The sequence below is a fragment of the Hymenobacter mucosus genome (assembly GCF_900188255.1).
In the GTDB taxonomy this organism is placed as follows: Bacteria; Bacteroidota; Bacteroidia; order Cytophagales; family Hymenobacteraceae; genus Hymenobacter; species Hymenobacter mucosus.
The window spans coordinates 339297-356145 of sequence record NZ_FZNS01000005.1 but is presented as its reverse complement, the minus strand read 5'-3'; the positions used below and the strand labels follow the sequence as shown (position 1 = coordinate 356145).

At 55.4% G+C, this 16849-nt stretch carries 12 protein-coding genes; 9 read left to right on the top strand and 3 right to left on the bottom strand.

The window, feature by feature from the left end:
• Nucleotides 1-101: 101 nt before the first annotated feature.
• The gene (locus tag CHB83_RS24310) at nucleotides 102-536 is read right to left on the bottom strand and encodes a CsbD family protein (protein WP_072144786.1); all 435 of its coding nucleotides are present in this window, start codon (nucleotides 534-536) and stop codon (nucleotides 102-104) included.
• A gap of 266 nt (nucleotides 537-802) precedes the next feature.
• Between CHB83_RS24310 and CHB83_RS14180 the strand changes: the two genes are divergently transcribed.
• From CHB83_RS14180 to CHB83_RS14160, 5 genes are all read left to right on the top strand, one after another.
• Nucleotides 803-1036: a Kazal-type serine protease inhibitor domain-containing protein gene (locus CHB83_RS14180; RefSeq protein ID WP_045687647.1), complete on the top strand. Its 234-nt coding sequence runs from the start codon at nucleotides 803-805 to the stop codon at nucleotides 1034-1036.
• Between the two features lie 104 nt (nucleotides 1037-1140).
• The gene (locus CHB83_RS14175) at nucleotides 1141-1512 is read left to right on the top strand and encodes a cupin domain-containing protein (protein WP_089333167.1); all 372 of its coding nucleotides are present in this window, start codon (nucleotides 1141-1143) and stop codon (nucleotides 1510-1512) included.
• Between the two features lie 33 nt (nucleotides 1513-1545).
• Nucleotides 1546-2418: a hypothetical protein gene (locus CHB83_RS14170; RefSeq protein WP_045687646.1), complete on the top strand. Its 873-nt coding sequence runs from the start codon at nucleotides 1546-1548 to the stop codon at nucleotides 2416-2418.
• A 193-nt stretch (nucleotides 2419-2611) separates the two neighbouring features.
• Nucleotides 2612-3472: a dienelactone hydrolase family protein gene (locus tag CHB83_RS14165; protein ID WP_089333100.1), complete on the top strand. Its 861-nt coding sequence runs from the start codon at nucleotides 2612-2614 to the stop codon at nucleotides 3470-3472.
• Nucleotides 3473-3764: 292 nt separating this feature from the next.
• The gene (locus tag CHB83_RS14160) at nucleotides 3765-4676 is read left to right on the top strand and encodes a hypothetical protein (protein ID WP_089333099.1); all 912 of its coding nucleotides are present in this window, start codon (nucleotides 3765-3767) and stop codon (nucleotides 4674-4676) included.
• Nucleotides 4677-4748: 72 nt separating this feature from the next.
• Here the strand turns inward: CHB83_RS14160 and CHB83_RS14155 are convergent, their stop codons facing one another.
• Nucleotides 4749-6323: a M28 family metallopeptidase gene (locus CHB83_RS14155; RefSeq protein ID WP_089333098.1), complete on the bottom strand. Its 1575-nt coding sequence runs from the start codon at nucleotides 6321-6323 to the stop codon at nucleotides 4749-4751.
• 553 nt (nucleotides 6324-6876) lie between these two features.
• Here CHB83_RS14155 and CHB83_RS14150 point away from each other — a divergent pair.
• Together CHB83_RS14150 and CHB83_RS14145 are read left to right on the top strand one after the other, a co-directional pair.
• Nucleotides 6877-10041 carry a SusC/RagA family TonB-linked outer membrane protein gene (locus CHB83_RS14150; protein WP_089333097.1) on the top strand — a complete coding sequence of 1055 codons (3165 nt, stop codon included), beginning with the start codon at nucleotides 6877-6879 and terminating at the stop codon, nucleotides 10039-10041.
• A gap of 12 nt (nucleotides 10042-10053) precedes the next feature.
• Nucleotides 10054-11622, top strand: coding sequence for a SusD/RagB family nutrient-binding outer membrane lipoprotein (locus CHB83_RS14145; protein ID WP_089333096.1), 1569 nt, complete (start codon nucleotides 10054-10056; stop codon nucleotides 11620-11622).
• A gap of 131 nt (nucleotides 11623-11753) precedes the next feature.
• Here CHB83_RS14145 and CHB83_RS14140 read toward each other — a convergent pair whose 3' ends face one another.
• Complete coding sequence (locus CHB83_RS14140; RefSeq protein ID WP_089333095.1) at nucleotides 11754-13979, bottom strand: xanthine dehydrogenase family protein molybdopterin-binding subunit; 2226 nt, start codon at nucleotides 13977-13979, stop codon at nucleotides 11754-11756.
• Nucleotides 13980-14377: 398 nt separating this feature from the next.
• Here CHB83_RS14140 and CHB83_RS14135 point away from each other — a divergent pair, with 398 nt between their 5' ends.
• Nucleotides 14378-15181 carry an alpha/beta fold hydrolase gene (locus tag CHB83_RS14135; protein ID WP_045687639.1) on the top strand — a complete coding sequence of 268 codons (804 nt, stop codon included), beginning with the start codon at nucleotides 14378-14380 and terminating at the stop codon, nucleotides 15179-15181.
• A gap of 180 nt (nucleotides 15182-15361) precedes the next feature.
• Nucleotides 15362-16330 (top strand): proline iminopeptidase-family hydrolase, encoded by a 969-nt coding sequence (locus tag CHB83_RS14130; protein ID WP_089333094.1) that lies wholly within the window; start codon nucleotides 15362-15364, stop codon nucleotides 16328-16330.
• Nucleotides 16331-16849 lie beyond the last annotated feature (519 nt).

The following is a 16849-nucleotide window of genomic DNA, read 5'->3' as shown; positions in this document are numbered from 1 at the left end:
GCACCAGATATAACGAATTGTTTCGCGTGGAGGTTAAGCAAAACGCCCCCGTCTTCCGAAGAAAACAAGGGCGTTTACTAATACGAACTAGACGGTTAGGCCTACAGGTCGTTGAGGAGCTTTACAACTTCGCTCTTGGCTTTGCCGAGCTTGTTTTGCAAGCGGCCTACGAGCTCGTCGCCCTGGCCTTCAGCGTACTCCAGATCTTCGTCGGTCAACTGGGCGTACTGCTGCTTCAGCTTGCCTTTAGCTTCGTCCCAGTTGCCTTGCAGCTTCAGCTTTGAGCCAGCGCCGGTTAGGCCTAGGTCTTCCAGCTTCTCTATATAGCCTTTGAATTTAGAATCCAGATCTTCGCCGTATTTCGACAGTTGCTCACCTAGCTGGCCGCTATATTTCGTAGCCGCCTCGCCGATTTTGCCACGCGTAGCTTTGCCTTTGTCGGGAGCCATCAGCAAACCAGCAATGATACCAGCACCGGCACCGGCCAGAGCAGCAAGGAGAATTTTACCGGAGTTGTCTTCTTCGTGATACGACATGATATTGGGGGAGAGAATGGGGTGAAAAAAGAGGTTCTAGTTTAGTGACACGTAGTAGCTACCCGGGAGCGGGAATTACTAGCTGCTCAAGGTAAGCAGCACGTATCAATCTTGGGGGACTATACGCAGGTAAGTTGACGGGGTTATAGAATCCGGGCAAAAATTAGCAAGGCTAAATATTTCACAAGGTTGACCCCGTTTAGTACTAGCTACCGTACTTTGCCTCTGCTCACCTCCTATTTTACCTGGACTTTACTCTACCACTCATGAAAAACTTTCTTGCCTGCATAGTTGCCTTGCCCTTGCTTATCACCTGCCAGCGTCCTGCCACTACGGCTCAGCAACCCTGCATTGATGAGAGCAAGATTCGCAAGGATGCCATATGCACCATGGACTACAACCCCGTGTGTGGCTGCGACGGCAAAACCTATGGCAACCCATGCCAAGCTACCAACGCCGGGGTTACGCGCTTTACCGAAGGCGCCTGCGCCGGCCAGTAATCATTCCCGGGGTAGTCTTTCCCATATTCATCGTGCCGGTTGCTACGCCGCGCACGGGGCAGAGTACCTTGCCCATCACTTCCCACCACTACGCGTTGCATTACATGTCCGAGAAACGCTATTTCCGCCAGCAAAATCCATTCGTTGTTCCCACTACCGATGGCAAACTCATTGAAGAGCATATTGGCTTAGCCAGCACCAATACGCCCCGCTATAGTGTGGCTCATATGGTAGCGCCGCCCCAATGGAGTGAACCGCACCAGCGCCCAGAATTTGATGAAGTAACCATTGTAGTGCGCGGGCGCAAGCGCTTTGAAATCGACGGCGACGTAGTAGAGTTGGGTGCCGGTGAATCGTTGCTGATTAAGGCGGGCGCCCGGGTGCGCTACTCCAATCCGTTTGGGGAAGAATGCGAATACTGGTCAGTATGCGTGCCCGCGTTTAGCCCAGCTACGGTGCACCGCGAAGAAGAATAGCCGAATTGTAGCTGGCCCGCCGCGGCTTCGTGTATGAACTTACTGTATCTGGTGTTTGGAGAGAATGTGCGTATTCACTTCCAGGCACACTTTTCTATTCTCACCTTTCTGCGCCACCGGCCGGCCGGGCTGGGCACCATCACCGTTGTGACAGATGCGCCCGACTTCTACCGCCACTTAGCCGACCACGTAACGGTGCTGCCAGTGAGTGCGGCTACGCTGCAAGCGTGGCGCGGCGAGTTCGACTTCTTCTGGCGCATCAAGATCAAAGCGCTGGAGCACGTTGCGGCCCTATATCCTGGGGTGCCCCTCCTCTACCTGGACTCCGACACCTTTCTGCACGGCTCCTTTACCGATCTGCACAAGGGCCTGGCGGCGGGCTACGCCTACATGCACGAGCCGGAGGGCGCCCTAGCCGCGTTGGGCAGCAAAACTGAAAAGCGCATGTGGCAGCAGATTGGCAGAAAAACCTTCGGCGGTATTACTCTGCACGAGCGGCATCAGATGTGGAACGCAGGCGTGGTGGGCATACCAGCCCAGGGCGGGCCCGAGGCCATTGCGCTGGCCCTACGTATCTGCGACGACCTAAGCCGGGCTGGGGTTACCCCGCGGCTTATCGAGCAATTTGCCCTAGCCCTGGCCTTACAGGAGCGGTTTGAGCTACGACCGGCTCGCCCCTTCATTGGGCACTACTGGAGTAACAAGGAGGAGTGGAATGAGGCCATTGCATCGTTCCTGCTCGAATCGAGTTTGAAGGGGCGCTCCGTAACAGAAGATGTTGCCGCAGTAGCCCACTTTAACTTTCAGGCGGTACCCGTAGTGAAGAAGCTCAAGAACACCCGCTGGCGCTTAGTACGACTGGTAGACCGACTTTTTCCGCCCCGGCAAGTACGCTACGTGGAGTAAGCCCCCGTCGGCCTATCCCTGTACTACATCTGTTGTCAACTGTACTGCCACCGAGCAAGGGCTTTGTGTCGCCGGAATCGAGTTGCCTAACAATCAGAATGCTCCTCCAGAATGTCAGCTAACGGGTGTGGGCCTGGCACCAGCACCGGCTTATTCATTACCTTTCTTCTCTCACTGCTCACTTCCGCCCGCTATGGATCAGCGCATTATCAATCTGTTTGACGAGTATACCCACGCACCACTCAGCCGCAAAGAATTTCTGGATCGGCTGGTGAAGCTAGCGGGCGGCACGGCCCTGGCCGCAGCCGCGCTGGCTGTGTTGGAGCCCGGCTACGCGCAAGCCGCAACTATTCCCGCCGACGCCGATGATCTGGTAACCGAGGACGTAAGCTGGCCTGGGGCGGCTGGCGTTACTATGAAGGGCTATCTAGTGCATCCCAAAGGCAAGAAAAAGCGCGGCGCAGTTGTGGTTATCCACGAAAACCGGGGCCTTACTCCGCACATTAAAGATGTAACGCGGCGCGTGGCTAAAGCTGGCTACGTGGCGTTGGGCGTAGATGCACTATCGGTGTTTGGAGGTACGCCAACGAATGAGGATGAGGGCCGAACGCTCATTGGGAAGCTCGACAAGCAACACAACCTGAGCAACTACCTGGCCGCGCTTGATTACCTGCGCCAGCGCCCCGACTCAAACGGCAAAACCGGCTGCGTAGGCTTCTGCTGGGGCGGAGCCATGGCCAACAGCCTCGCTACCCACGATCCTAAGCTGAATGCGGCTGTGACGTACTACGGCACCCAGCCTCCCACGGAAGAAGTTCCCAACATCAAGGCCCACGTACTGCTACACTATGCGGGCCTCGATGAGCGCGTAAATGCTGGTAAGGATGCCTACGAAGCGGCCCTCAAGGCCAGCAATATCCAGTATGAGCAGTACGTATACCCCAACGTAAACCACGCATTCAACAACGACTCCTCCCCTGCCCGCTACAACGCCGGGGCAGCTCAGCAAGCCTGGGAACGAACGTTAGACTTGTTCAAGAAGCAGCTAGGCTAACTTTCGTCTTTTACCGGATGAAACCGCTAGTGTTGGCTTTGGTGCTTACAACCCCTCTGCTATGGCTAGGTGGTCTCCCCAACTCGCTGTTAGTGGCGGTCTGCATAGTAACGGCTTTCCTACTGCCTCCTAGCAGCCATACTCCTTATGGCCTGGTTTTACCGCTTGGTTTTACCGCGCTTTAATACCCGGTTCAGCTATTATCGACACCGGCTATTCACGTGTACGTATTTTGAAAAAGCTCCTATTACTTGGTACCTGTATAGTGTTTGGCTGCGCTGAACCGAATGGCATGAATAGCTACTTTGCGTCGCAGCCCAACCACAGCAACTCTCAAGACTTTGAGCAGCGCATGCTTGATAACGCTGAGCATCTTGGCGCTCAGTTTCGCATTCGACAAATCTCCTTTGATTCGGAGTGTATCTATGCGAAAGAAGACCTGACGGCCTTGGTGCTACAGTTTGTGCGCGACCTGGGCCAGTTTCCAGCCGTGTGTGTTGAGGATGGCCTGGACACTCGCACCCAGGAGTACTTTACCCGGCTCTACATTCGAGGCCAGCAGTACGAGTTTCGTACTTCAGCGGAAGGTGACTACGTAGATTTAGATAAGGTAATGCCCATGCTCCAAACCATTGCCCATGAGCAGCAGCCAACCCACACGTTCGAGATTATTCATCCACCCTACGACCAGACAGGCATCGTTATTTTTGCGGCCCTTACCGATTTGCAGGAGGCCGTAGATCGGGGCTACCCTTGTTCTCTGCCCAGTAGCCACTGGGTTTGGCAAAAGCACGAGTGGCCTTGGGGAGTGTATTCCGACGTGACGGTAGATCACCTGCCCGAGTTATCGGAACTTCAGACCCGCTACTACCAAACGCTTCACCAACTGTACACCGCCGGCTACAACGTGCCTCAGCTAACGGCTGAGCGCATCTACCTCACCGATATGTTTGAGCAACGAAAAATTGACATCTGTATTGACGGCTCAAACCACACCTCATTCAACGACGTGCTGGCAGGTGGCAAAGTGCGTTGTTTCTGGGAAGGATGGGGCGTCGTGCTGGCTTACACGCTGGTGCAGCACTACGGCGGGCAACCGGCCCTGTACAACAAAACTTCCAGGCAGGTTACGCGGCTTACACCATCGGCCTATCTGCGCCAGGCGGAGGTAGCTTTTGGCCGCCGCCCTGCTACTACTCACTAGTTAATCTATAAAAACTAAGGGCCCCACCGAATTATCAGTGGGGCCCCTTGTTTTATCTCAGACTATAAACTGCTACATCCGAGCTTCGGGCTTGGCGGTAGGCAGCGTTTTGCGGGGCAACTTCTGGTAGCGCATGGCGGCCTGGTACACGAAGGACGCCACTACCACGGAGGCCTGCTTCATGTCGTCGGCAGGTAGGCGCTCGTAGGTATCCATGTTGGTGTGGTGAGTACGGGTACCGTAGTCCAGCGGGTCCTGAATAAACTGGAAGCCAGGCAAGCCCACGGCGTCGAAGGCCAGGTGGTCGGTGCCGCCGGTGTTGCGTAGCGTAACGGTGGTAGCCCCCATATCGGCAAAGGGCTTCAGCCATTCCTGGAAGATAGGAGCGGCAGCTTCGTTGCCTTGGGCGTAGATACCCCGGATTTTGCCAGCACCATTGTCAAGGTTGAAGTAGGCAGCCAGCTTTTCGTGGTCGGGCAGCAGCTTCATAGTGGCGGGGTCGGCGAAGTGGTTCTTTACATAGTTACGCGAGCCGTGCAAACCCTGCTCCTCCTCGCCCCATAGTGCAATGCGAATGGTGCGGCGCGGCTGCACGCCAGCAGCCTTCAGGATGCGCACAGCCTCCATCATTACGGCGCAGCCAGCGGCGTTGTCGGTGGCACCTGTGGCGGCGTGCCAAGAATCCAGGTGGCCACCTAGCATTACTACCTCATTTTTCAGCTTTTTATCAGTACCTGGAATTTCGGCTACCACATTGTAGCCTTTCAAGTCTTGGCTTTGAAAACGGGTGCGCGTTTCTAGCTCCAGCTCCACCGGAATACCAGCGTCGGCCAGGCGAATGAGGCGCAACTGATCTTCCGGGGCCATTTCCAACTCGGGCAGTACGGGCTTGGCATCAGCAGCGTAGGGGGCCCCGTTGGAAGTGAAGAACGTACCATCGGAGCCGCCGCGGGTGCTCAGGATAGCCACCGCGCCCTCGCTCAAAATCATATCCGACATCTTCGTGCGCAGGGCCATCATGGTACGGCGCTGCGCCATGCGCTGCTCCATTTCCGCATCGTTGGGTTTGGCAGCTGGGGCCTCCAGTTTGTACTCGGCCATCTTCTGCAGCTCCTCGGCTGTGTAGCGCTTGGCGTCGGCTTCAAAGCTTGGTTTAGGAACGTTTGTTACGTCCAGCAGCACAATCTTGTCCCGCAGCTTTCCTTTGTACTTGTCCAGTTCTGCTTCGGTGGTGGCCTTTACTACTACTACCTGCTTTTTCAGGACCCCACTGGTGCTGGGCGTCCAGGCTTTGGGAGCCCCAATGAGGGTATGATAGTAAGGTGCCGTCATGGCTACGTACGACTTCTCAATGTCCCAGCCGCGGCCGAAGGTACCCCAAGGTTCGATGGTTGCCTTGGTAAGGCCCCAACTGGTGAGTTGCTTTTGGGTCCACTGGTTGGCGCGGTTCAACCCGTCGGAATTAGCGAGGCGCGGGCCACACACGTCGGTCAGGTAAAAGGCTGTTTCCATCACCTTCGAACGATTCAGACCTTCATCCTTAATTTTAGCCAGCATGGAGGGGTCGGCTTTGGTGCCCTGTTGGGCCCATGTTGGGGCGGCTACGGCCAAACTGCTGGCTAGGGCAATGAGTCGAAGTGTGTTCATGCGGAAAGTTGGTTGTAGAGAGAATGAGTTGGACTATAAAGAACCAGAATTACACCAGGCGTTGCGTGCAGGCACTTCCTATTACCTAAAAGCAGTTGCTATGTGCTTCCCTACTTGCCTCCAAATGGCGCCGTCTACGACAGTACAGGCGCCGATTGTGGCGCTGACAAAGCAGAAGAAAGCGGCATCCTAGGTACAGGTTGTATAAATAATTAGCCAAGTGATAAAAAATTTCATCAGATTTTAATCAGTTTTTAATCCTATTAAAACTACAGTAAATTCTACCGCAATTAGTAGGTAGACGAAGGCTCTCAGAGATGCAAAAGCATCCTTGCAATGGGCAGTAATGCAGAGCTAAGTACTCACTTACTGCTTATGAAATATCTTCATTAGCAGTACACATATTGTGCATTAATTATAATTTATATCCATTTATGTTGCCAATATTATCTATCAATTACGTATTGTTTGCTTTTTTATTAATCATACTACACCACTATACTTACCGGGCTTTCAGTTTCGTAACGGCCTTCTATTCACTAAGCTCACTTATATGAAACAACAGTTACTCGTAACACTTCTGGTGGTTACTGGGCTCTCAGAGCAGGTGGTAGCCCAGAGCCGTCAGGTTTCCGGGCGTGTCACGGACCAGAGCACGGGCCAGCCCATTCCAGGGGCTACGGTGCTCGTGAAAGGCACTACCATTGGGGCCTCCACCAATGCTGATGGGGCCTATTCCATTAGCGTGCCTCCAACGGCAACTACTCTTGCCATTTCTTCCATTGGCTTTGCGGCGGTAGAACGGCCCGTGGGTACTGCAACTACTATTGATGTAGCCTTAGCTACAGATACCAAGCAACTGGGCGAAGTAGTAGTAACCGGAGCACTAGGTATTCAGCGCCAAGCCCAGGAAATTGGCTATGCTACTTCTACTATTAGTGCCAAGGAACTCAACCAAGCTCGCGTAACCAACGTCACGAATGGCTTAGCTGGCAAAGTTTCGGGCCTACAAATCCAGACGGTAAACAACGGCATCAACCCAAGTGTGCGCGTTACGCTACGAGGAACGCGCTCCATAACGGGGGAAAACCAAGCTCTGGTGGTAATTGACGGGGTGCAAACTACTCAGGATGTACTCACCTCACTTAACCCCGACGACATTGCCGACATCACCATTCTGAAGGGGGCCAACGCAGCGGCGCTTTACGGTTCGCAGGCCACCAATGGCGCCCTAATCATTACGACCAAGAAGGGTAGCAGCACGCCTTCGGTTACCTATACCCACACGTCGCAGCTGGAGCAAATCAGCTTTTGGCCCAAGATGCAAAATGAGTTTGGGCCGGGCTCCGATGAATGGGTGCAGAAGTATACGCCCTACGAAAACCAGCAGTACGGCCCGCGCTTCGACGGGACGGTGCGCGACTTAGGCTACCTCACGCAGTTGGGCAACATCCAGCGCATTGCCTATGAAGCCCGGCCCCAGGAGCGCAAAGACTTCTTTAACACGGGCTACCAGATGCAGAACAACGTGTCGTTCTCAGGTGGCAGCGCCGACACCAAGATTTACGTTTCCTACCAGAACGTGCACAACAAAGGCATCGTGCCGAAGGACAAGTACGACCGGAACACGTTCCGGGCCAATGCCTCCCAGCAGATGGGCAAGCTGTCGGCGGGTTTGAACGTATCCTACTCCAACTTTAAGGTAGATCAGACCACGGCCGCGATATATCAGCAGTTGCTGAACACGTCTTCGCTTATTCCACTGACCCAGTACAAGGACTGGCAGAACAACGAATTTGCTAACCCCAACGGGTACTACAACGAGTACTACGCCAACCCCTACTACACCCTCGACAACAACCGCCGCAACATCAACCGCGGCACCCTGGTTGGCAACATCGACCTAGGCTATAAGATTACCGAGTGGCTATCGGCCCAGTATCGCATTGGTCTGACGAGCATTACGGAAGACAATAAGAGCTGGCAGGACAAGTTCAACTTTACCGCCTACACGCTGGGTCGGCGCATCAATGCCCGCAACAATATTGCCGGGGGCGTAGCCGAGCAGAGCAGCACCCTCAACCGGCTCAACTCCGACCTTTTCTTCAACATCGCGAAGAACTTCGGGCCGGTTTCGGTGAAGGCCATTGTGGGCCAGAACCTACAGATGAACAACGCCAACTACCTATCTGCCAGCGCCAACGCCTTATTCGTACCTAGCGTGTTCAACCTAGCAAACCGGGTAGGCGAGCTGGCGGGAGGACAAGCACGGTACAAGTACCGACAGGTAGCTTTCTTCGGCGACCTAACGCTGGGCTACCGAGACTTGGTGTATCTGCACGGCTCCGCCCGCCAAGAGTCTGTTTCCATTCTCAGCAAGGAAAACCGCTCCTACTTCTACCCCAGCGTGGATGCCTCGCTGGTACTTTCCGAAGCCATTCCGGTCCTGAAGGAGTTTTCCTTCTTCGACTACGGCAAGCTGCGCGGCGGCTACTCCAAGGTGGGCCAAGTGAACTTGCCAAGTTCGGCGCCGGGGGTAGCTAGCACCTTCGGAGCCTACAGCTTGTCCTCGGTATATAACACCGGTAGCGGCTTCCCATTCGGCTCTCAAGCCTCGCTTACGTTGGGCAACCAAGTAGTTTCGCCCGATCTGAAGCCGGAGTTTACGCACTCCACGGAAGTAGGCACGGAGCTGAGCTTTCTGCGCCAGCGCATCAACTTGGCGGCCACCTACTACTACCAGCGCTCCATCAACCAAAGCATTGCGGCCAGCATATCCAACGCCAGCGGCTACAGCTCTTTCCTGCTGAACGCGGGTAAGGTGCAAAACAACGGGGTGGAAGTAGACCTAAACGTGACGCCCATCGAAACACTTGGTGGCTTTACCTGGAAAGTGGGGGCTAACTACAACTACAACAATAACAAGGTGCTGAAGATTACGGAGCAAGCCAAGCAGCTGCCCCTGTCTTCGGGAGACAACGCGCAGGTATACGCCATTGAGGGCCAGCCCTACCCCGTGCTGCTGGGCTCTGACTACAAGCGTGACGACCAGGGCCGCATCATCCTGACTTATCTGAACCTGGGGCCCGATGCTTCTGGCAATCCGCGCAACGGTTGGGTGCCCTCGCAGGCCAGCCAGCTCACCAACTTTGGCAACACGCTGCCCAAACACAAGTACGGCCTCAATACCAGCTTAGCTTTCAAGGGTGTCACACTGGCGGCGCAAGCCGAGTACCGCACGGGCTACTATGTGTACCACGGTATTGGCTCTACCATGGACTTTACGGGTGCTTCGGCACGTAGCGCGGAGTACGGACGCCTGCCCTTCCTGCTGCCCAACTCGTCGGTGCTGTCGTCTGACGGGACCACATACGTGGAGAACACCGACAAGCTGACGCCAGGCGGTGCCGAGTTCTGGGCCAACAGCTCCTACAACCGAAACATTGCGGCCAACTACGTGACCAAGGGCGACTTCTTTAAGCTCCGCGAAGTGTCGTTGAGCTACGCACTGCCGGCGGCACTACTGGCTAATACGCGCTACATCAAAGGCGTATCCTTAAACCTGTACGGCCGCAACTTATACACCTGGGTGCCCAAAGAAAACCAGTGGACCGACCCAGAATTCAGCAATCAGACGGGTAATGCCATCGGTATTAACAACACCGATCAGACGCCCCCTACCCGCTTCTATGGCGCTAGTCTGTCGGCTACCTTCTAATTCCACGCAGTTATGAATTCTATAGCAAAGCTTTTGGTTGCCCTGGCCCTCGTTTCTCTCACAACGGGCTGTGAATCTTTTCTCGACGTCAATGACAACCCCAACAGCGTTACGCCCGACCAAGTAGTACCATCGGCCGTGTTGGCGCAGGCGCTTAAAGTGACCGGCGACACTTATGGCCTTACCCTGAATACCTACGGCAGCTGGACGGCCGGCTACTGGGGCAAAACCGGTACGGTGAACGGCTACAACGAGGAGCGCACCTATACCTACAGCAGTACCTACCAGCAGGGTTTTTGGGGCAGCACCTATGATAACCTAAAGGACTACGACAACATTGACAAGGCAGCTTCTGCCCAAGGCTTGCTCTACCATGCCGCCATTGCGCGGATTATGAAAGCCTTTAACTTTCAGCTATTGGTAGATCAGTACGGGGATGTTCCCTATTCGCAGGCGTTTCAGGCCGATGCGGCTACCCCTATTATCTCGCCCCAGTACGACAAGGCCGAAGATATTTACAAAGACCTAAGCCTACAGCTAGAGCAAGCCGTGGCATCTATCAAAGGTGCCCCCTCTACAACTCAAGGCGTGGGTAGCGAGGACGTGGTGTTTGGGGGCAATATGACCAACTGGGTGAAATTTGCCAACACCCTGAAGCTGCGCATTCTGCTGCGCCAGTCTTTTGTAACCTCGCTCGACGGCTATGTGCGGGCCGAGATGACCAAGCTGCAAGCGGCGCCCGATGGGTTTGTAACGACCGACGTACAAGTGCAGCCTGGGTATGCTCAAACTACTGGCAAGCAGAACCCCTTCTGGAACCAGTACCGCGCTACGGCTGCTGGCACGGGTGCTTCGTCGCGCAACTGGCAGGCGGGTACGCAGTACATTATTGACCAGTACGTGAACAATAAAGACCCTCGGGTGGCCCAGCTATACTACCTGGCTACGGATGGCGATTTCAAGGGCACCTACAAAGGGGTGGTACTGGGCGACCCGAACCCCCTACCCGGCAGCACGCAAATATCCCGCTGGAAAGACTACGGTGGCATCCTGAAAGGCTACGATGCGCCCGTGCCACTGATGCTGGCCGCCGAGAGCTACTTTTTACAGTCAGAAGCCAAATCGAGAGGCTACCTAACTGGGGGCGACGCCGCCGCCAAAACCGACTTCAATAACGGCATTCGGGCTTCCTTTGTGTACTACTACACGCCCGCTCCTAGCCAATCGACTACCGCTAACAACGTGTCGGCCAACGCCGTGCCGGACTATACGAAGTACTTGGCCGACAACACTGCGAATCCCTTGGTAAGCTGGGAAGCTACGGGAGCTTCTAAGCTGGAGAAGATCATCTACCAGAAGTACTTGGCTATGAACTCCGTGACAGCCATTGAAGCCTGGAACGACTACCGCCGAACGGCCTTCCCCAAGTTCCCGGCATCGTTGCAGTCCAGCTCGCCCCGCGCCGATAAACTGCCCGTTCGGCTACTCTACCCGCAAACGGAGGTCAGCACGAACGCCAGCAACCTGCCCGGCAACGTCAGCCAGTTTACTACCAAGATATTCTGGGACGTAACAGACTAAGACGCTGCTTGCAGCCACCACACAACGGGGCGGTAGTGACATGGTCACTACCGCCCCGTTGTGTGGTAGGGCCACTGCTCAGTGGGCGCAGACCTATTGTAAGCCTCGCGTGCTTGCTACCAAAAGCTTCCTTACAGTAACTTATCGGGGGTGATGGGCAACTCCCGAATACGTTTGCCGGTGGCGTGATATACCGCATTGGCAATGGCGGCGGTAAAACCAATAAGGCCTATTTCGCCCATGCCTTTGGCTCCCATGGGGTCAAGATGCTGGTCGGGTTCGTCCACGAATACTACCTCAATGGGTGGAATATCTGCGCAGACCGGCACGTGGTACTCGGCCAGTTGGTTGTTCACGAAACGGCCATAGCGGTGGTCCATGCGTGCGTCCTCCATCAAGGCCATTCCAACGCCCCATACTACGGAACCATATACCTGGCTGCGGGCCGTTTTGTGGTTGAGCACCCGTCCTACATCCAAAGCCGATACTACCCGACTCACGCGCACTGCCCCGGTATTCTCGTGCACCCGCACCTCCACAAAGTTGGCGCAGAAGGACTTCCCAGAATACTTTTCCTGCTCCGGCCCTTTATCGGCGTCGCGGGTAAGATCAAGGCCCATTAGGTTGTGCTGGCGCAAAATAGCGGCGTAAGTCAGGTGGTTTTTCGGGTGGCGCGCTTGGCGAAAGCCGCCCGTTTCGGCCACTACTTCCGGGGCCGTTAGCTGGCGCTTGGCCCACTCGGGAGCCCGCAGCGCCAGTTCCAGCAACTGCTGGCGCAAGGCAGTACATACGGCATGCACCGCCGATCCTACCGAGGCAGCCGTGTGCGACCCAAATTGTCCGGGGGCGGGCGGCAGGGAAGAATCACCTAACTCGAAGCGTATATTCTCCACCGGGATACCACTAGCATCGGCCGCAATTTGGCTCATAATGGTGGCCGTACCCGGACCAACATCGGCGGTAGCGCTCTGAACTACCAAGCGGCCATCGGCGAAAAGCTGGGCCCGGGCGCTTGCTTTGCTTCGTTCGGCTTTATAGATGCCCATACTCATTCCCCAGCCTACCAGCCACTCCCCGTCGCGAGTGGCACGGGGCTGGGCCGGGCGCTTGCTCCATCCAAACCGGGCGGCTCCTTGTTCATAACACGCCCGCAAGTAGTTGCTCGACCAGGGCTTGTCACCTACCGGGTCTACGGAAGCGAAGTTCTGCAACCGAAGCGCCAGCGGATCCATATTGAGCGCGTACGCCAGCTCATCCATGGCCGATTCCAAGGCGAAAGAGCCGCTTGATTCGCCGGGGCCGCGCGTCCAGGCGGGGGTACTTAGGTCCAGGGGCACTAATTGATAGCGAGTGTTGAGATTGGGGCTGCGGTAGGCCGATTTGGTAGGGTCCACAATGCGCTCGGCAAACTCCTCGTAGCGCGACGTTTGCCCAAAAGCTTCGTGTGTGATGCCTACGAGCTGCCCATCTGGGGTGGCCCCCAGCCCTACCTTTTGCAACGAATGGGGCCGGTAGCCTACCAGGTTAAACATCTGCTGGCGTTGCAGCACTACTTTCACCGGTCGCCCCACCAGCTTGGCTCCTAATATGGCGGCTACCTCCTGGGGCCAAATGCGGGAAGCTCCCCCGAAAGCCCCACCCACGAACGGCGAGTGCACCTGCACCCCATCTTCGGGTAGCTGAAACATGCGCCGCAGATCTTGTTTGGCTAGGGCCGGAGCTTGGGTTTTATTGTATACTGTGAGTTTCTGGGAGCTTTCCCAACGGGCAATGGCAGCATGCGGCTCCATGGGGTTATGTACCTGTACGGGGGTGCGGTATTCCTGCTCCACGCGCACGGGGGCCTGCTGATAGGCATTGGCCTGGCCACGCAGGTAGTCGTCGGCCTTTTTGGGCTTCTGGCCGCGGTTGCGGTGAGCGGCCAAATTTGTCTCGGGTGGTGTGGCATCGTACTGCACCCGCACGAGCGTGGCCGCGTGCTGGGCATGCTCTAAGGTATCGGCAATAGCCAGAGCTACGGGCTGGTTGCTGAAGTGAATCTGGTCGTCGTAGAAAACGCGCAGCTCTTGCCCTTCTAGCCGGGGGTTGTTGTTGGCTTTAGTGTCTTGGTAGGCGGGCACGCCAGGTGAGTTGCGGTGGGTAAGAATGGCTAGCACGCCCGGTGCCTTTTCCGCCGCACTTGTGTCTAGCGTGCGCATACGGCCCTTGGCAATGGAACTGGTCAGAAGTACGCCGTGCACCACGCCCGGTACCGCATGCTCGGCGGCGTATAGGGCTTGCCCCATTACTTTCTGACGGGCATCAACTCGGCTAAGGGGCTTGCCAATACTGAGGTCGGTAACAGGGGTATCTTTCATAAACAAGGGTATGCAGCTCCGGCAGTTCTTCTCCCGCTCCTCCGTCGTGCGGTGCGTTGGTGTACGGCAGCCCTCCCCGTTTGGCTTCACGACGCCAACGCATAACCACATCTTGTTCGTTTGCGGGCTGCTGCGCCCTACCCCACCAACTGAGTCAAGCTCCCTTGGCAATTGCCGTTCCTGCTACTTTGCTTCTTACAGTTTCATGGGCAAATGCTACGGTTGTGCTCTCATGGAAACTCTACCCTGAAGTAAACTCATCCCATTTTGATTTGTAATTTATTAATCACTTCACCTATAAAACATTATTCGTTAGGGCGTTTCCCTTTATGACAAACACTTGCATTTATCCAGTATTATTTCTAAATATTCTAAGCAAATACTATTCTATCCCACCCATGAACGTGCTAAAACGCAACAATGTGCATGTGCTGGGCCACGGAACCCGGACGTTACTTTTTATAAACGGGTTTGGCTGCGACCAAAGCATCTGGCGCTACATATTGCCCCCGCTCACCGATCAGTTTCACCTGGTGCTCTTCGACCACGTTGGCGCGGGTCTTTCGGATACGTCGGCCTACGATCCTGCTAAATACGCCTCGCTGAATGGGTACGCGCAAGATGTACTCGAGATTTGCGAGGCACTGCGGCTAACCGATGTAACCGTGGTAGGGCATTCGGTGGGCGCTACTATTGGCATGCTAGCTGCTATTCAGGAGCCCAGCCGCTTCCAGCAGCTGCTCCTGATTTGTCCGTCGCCGTGCTACCTCAACGAGGCCGGCTACCACGGCGGGTTCGACCGGGCCGATATTGACTCCTTGCTGGCCTTCATGGAAACCGACTACGTTGGCTGGGCCGAGTCCTTCGCGCCCTTTCTGATGGGCAACCCCGAGCGTGCTTCCCTGGCCGCGGAACTGGTGCATAGCTTCTGCCAGAACGACCCCGCTATTGCCAAACAGTTTGCACGCGTCACCCTGCTATCTGATAACCGACTGGATGCCACGCGCCTGACCACCCCTTGCCTGCTCGTGCAGTGCGCCGAGGACATCATTGCCCCGCAGGAGGTCGGCGAGTATTTGCAAGCAGCTATTCCGGGGGCTATTCTCGTTACCCTACCCGTATCAGGCCACTGCCCCCACATCAGCGCCCCCCGCGAAACACTGGATGTTATAGAATCGGCGCTGGAAGATGGGAGCCGTTAGGGTCGGCACACGCCCGGGCGCTTCTCGTGCGCTACCTCACCGGAAGGCGAAAGGTAACGTTAGGCCTGGCATCCGGGGAGGAGTAGCAGGAGCCCCAAACTTTACGCATCTTAGGACCCTACTGGGCTAGGTGCGGTATGCCTAGCCTGCTACCCATCATCTTCTTACGATCTGCCCGTCGTGCTACTGCGCCTGCTTGTATCTGCTTGTTTTATTCTAGGTTCCTTCTGGTCCGTTGCCCAAACTACCGATAGTAGCTATGCCGCCAAGCTGGCGGCCCCAGGGGTGCAGATGATTCGGGTGGATGGCAAGTACAACGTGTGGACGCAGAAGATCGGCCAGGGCCACATAAAGCTGCTGCTGCTGCATGGCGGCCCCGGCAACACCCATGAGTATTTCGAGAACTTCCCAGAGCACTTAGCTAAGGAAGGCGTTGAAATCTATTACTACGACCAACTCAACTCCTACCATTCCGACAAGACGGAAGACAAAGACGTCTGGAATATTCCCCGCTTTGTGGAAGAGGTAGAGCAAGTGCGTCGGGGCCTGGGGCTGGAGAATTTTTACCTTCTGGGGCATTCCTGGGGTGGAATGCTAGCTTTGGAATACGCCGCCAAATATCCCCAGCACCTCAAAGGTCTTATCACCTCCGATATTGGCTACAAAGCCACCGTGTTCAACAAGCACCGCTACCAGCTGTACGCCAACATTATTCGACGACATGCGGCGAAGGAAGGCAAAACTGTAGTGGGCCTCGACACAATGGGCCTGAAAACGCTGTCTACGTTTATCACCCCGGCCGTGCAGGCGGAATTTCGGCAGCTACACATGATGCGCCTAACCCCGGAACCGGCCACCTTTACGCGCAGCCAAGCGCACATCATCCGGAAATACGCAGGCTATATACTGCCCACAATGGTTGCTTGGGATTTCTCCGACCGCCTGACTTCCATCACAATCCCCACCCTGGTTATTGGCTCGACCTATGACTTCGTGCCCACGGAAGATATTGCTTACATGCAGCGCCACATTCCGAACTGCCAGAAGTACATCTGCCCAGAAGGCTCGCACTACGCCATGTGGGACGACCCGCAGCATTATTTCCCGGCCCTGATCAAGTTTTTGAAGAAGACCGAGCGGAAAGGGTAATTCGGTACGCACGCTAGTTCCAACACGCAACAACCTAATAGGCTGGCATGCATCGGAAAGATGCAGTCTACTTCTGCTCTGTAGGTGCCCCCGGCACGCTACCGGCTACTGGTATGCTCGCAGCTATGGGGTTGCGGCCCTAAAGGCCCCGTGCGGCTGAGGCCTTTAGGCACGCTGTTATACACATGCGTATCAGTGAGATGTGGTTTGTTTCGGCGTTGACAAACGGCCAGTAGCCGTTACGTCCATTCTTTCGCCAATGCTGCATTCTGCGTGTACATTAGTCTGAGTAAGGTTTTCATAATTTTTTGGCAATCAGAACAGCGAAATACTTCTATATGTATAATTAATTACTTTAATTGTACCATAATTAACCCCGAATCAGTTTGCCTACTACCCGCTAGCCTTTGCCGATGAGCAATGCGAAGGATACTGTATTGCCTTCGCTACCGCCTGAACCTTATCAGAATGCGAAAGCCGTCTTTTTTCTATTCGTGCTGCACACATCATACACAAGCA

What these genes read in the sequence shown, in the direction of transcription:
- CHB83_RS24310 (WP_072144786.1), bottom strand. Translation starts at nt 536, where the DNA reads ATGTCGTATCACGAAGAAGACAACTCCGGTAAAATTCTCCTTGCTGCT.
- CHB83_RS14180 (WP_045687647.1), top strand. Translation starts at nt 803, where the DNA reads ATGAAAAACTTTCTTGCCTGCATAGTTGCCTTGCCCTTGCTTATCACC.
- CHB83_RS14175 (WP_089333167.1), top strand. Translation starts at nt 1,141, where the DNA reads ATGTCCGAGAAACGCTATTTCCGCCAGCAAAATCCATTCGTTGTTCCC.
- CHB83_RS14170 (WP_045687646.1), top strand. Translation starts at nt 1,546, where the DNA reads ATGAACTTACTGTATCTGGTGTTTGGAGAGAATGTGCGTATTCACTTC.
- CHB83_RS14165 (WP_089333100.1), top strand. Translation starts at nt 2,612, where the DNA reads ATGGATCAGCGCATTATCAATCTGTTTGACGAGTATACCCACGCACCA.
- CHB83_RS14160 (WP_089333099.1), top strand. Translation starts at nt 3,765, where the DNA reads ATGAATAGCTACTTTGCGTCGCAGCCCAACCACAGCAACTCTCAAGAC.
- CHB83_RS14155 (WP_089333098.1), bottom strand. Translation starts at nt 6,323, where the DNA reads ATGAACACACTTCGACTCATTGCCCTAGCCAGCAGTTTGGCCGTAGCC.
- CHB83_RS14150 (WP_089333097.1), top strand. Translation starts at nt 6,877, where the DNA reads ATGAAACAACAGTTACTCGTAACACTTCTGGTGGTTACTGGGCTCTCA.
- CHB83_RS14145 (WP_089333096.1), top strand. Translation starts at nt 10,054, where the DNA reads ATGAATTCTATAGCAAAGCTTTTGGTTGCCCTGGCCCTCGTTTCTCTC.
- CHB83_RS14140 (WP_089333095.1), bottom strand. Translation starts at nt 13,979, where the DNA reads ATGAAAGATACCCCTGTTACCGACCTCAGTATTGGCAAGCCCCTTAGC.
- CHB83_RS14135 (WP_045687639.1), top strand. Translation starts at nt 14,378, where the DNA reads ATGAACGTGCTAAAACGCAACAATGTGCATGTGCTGGGCCACGGAACC.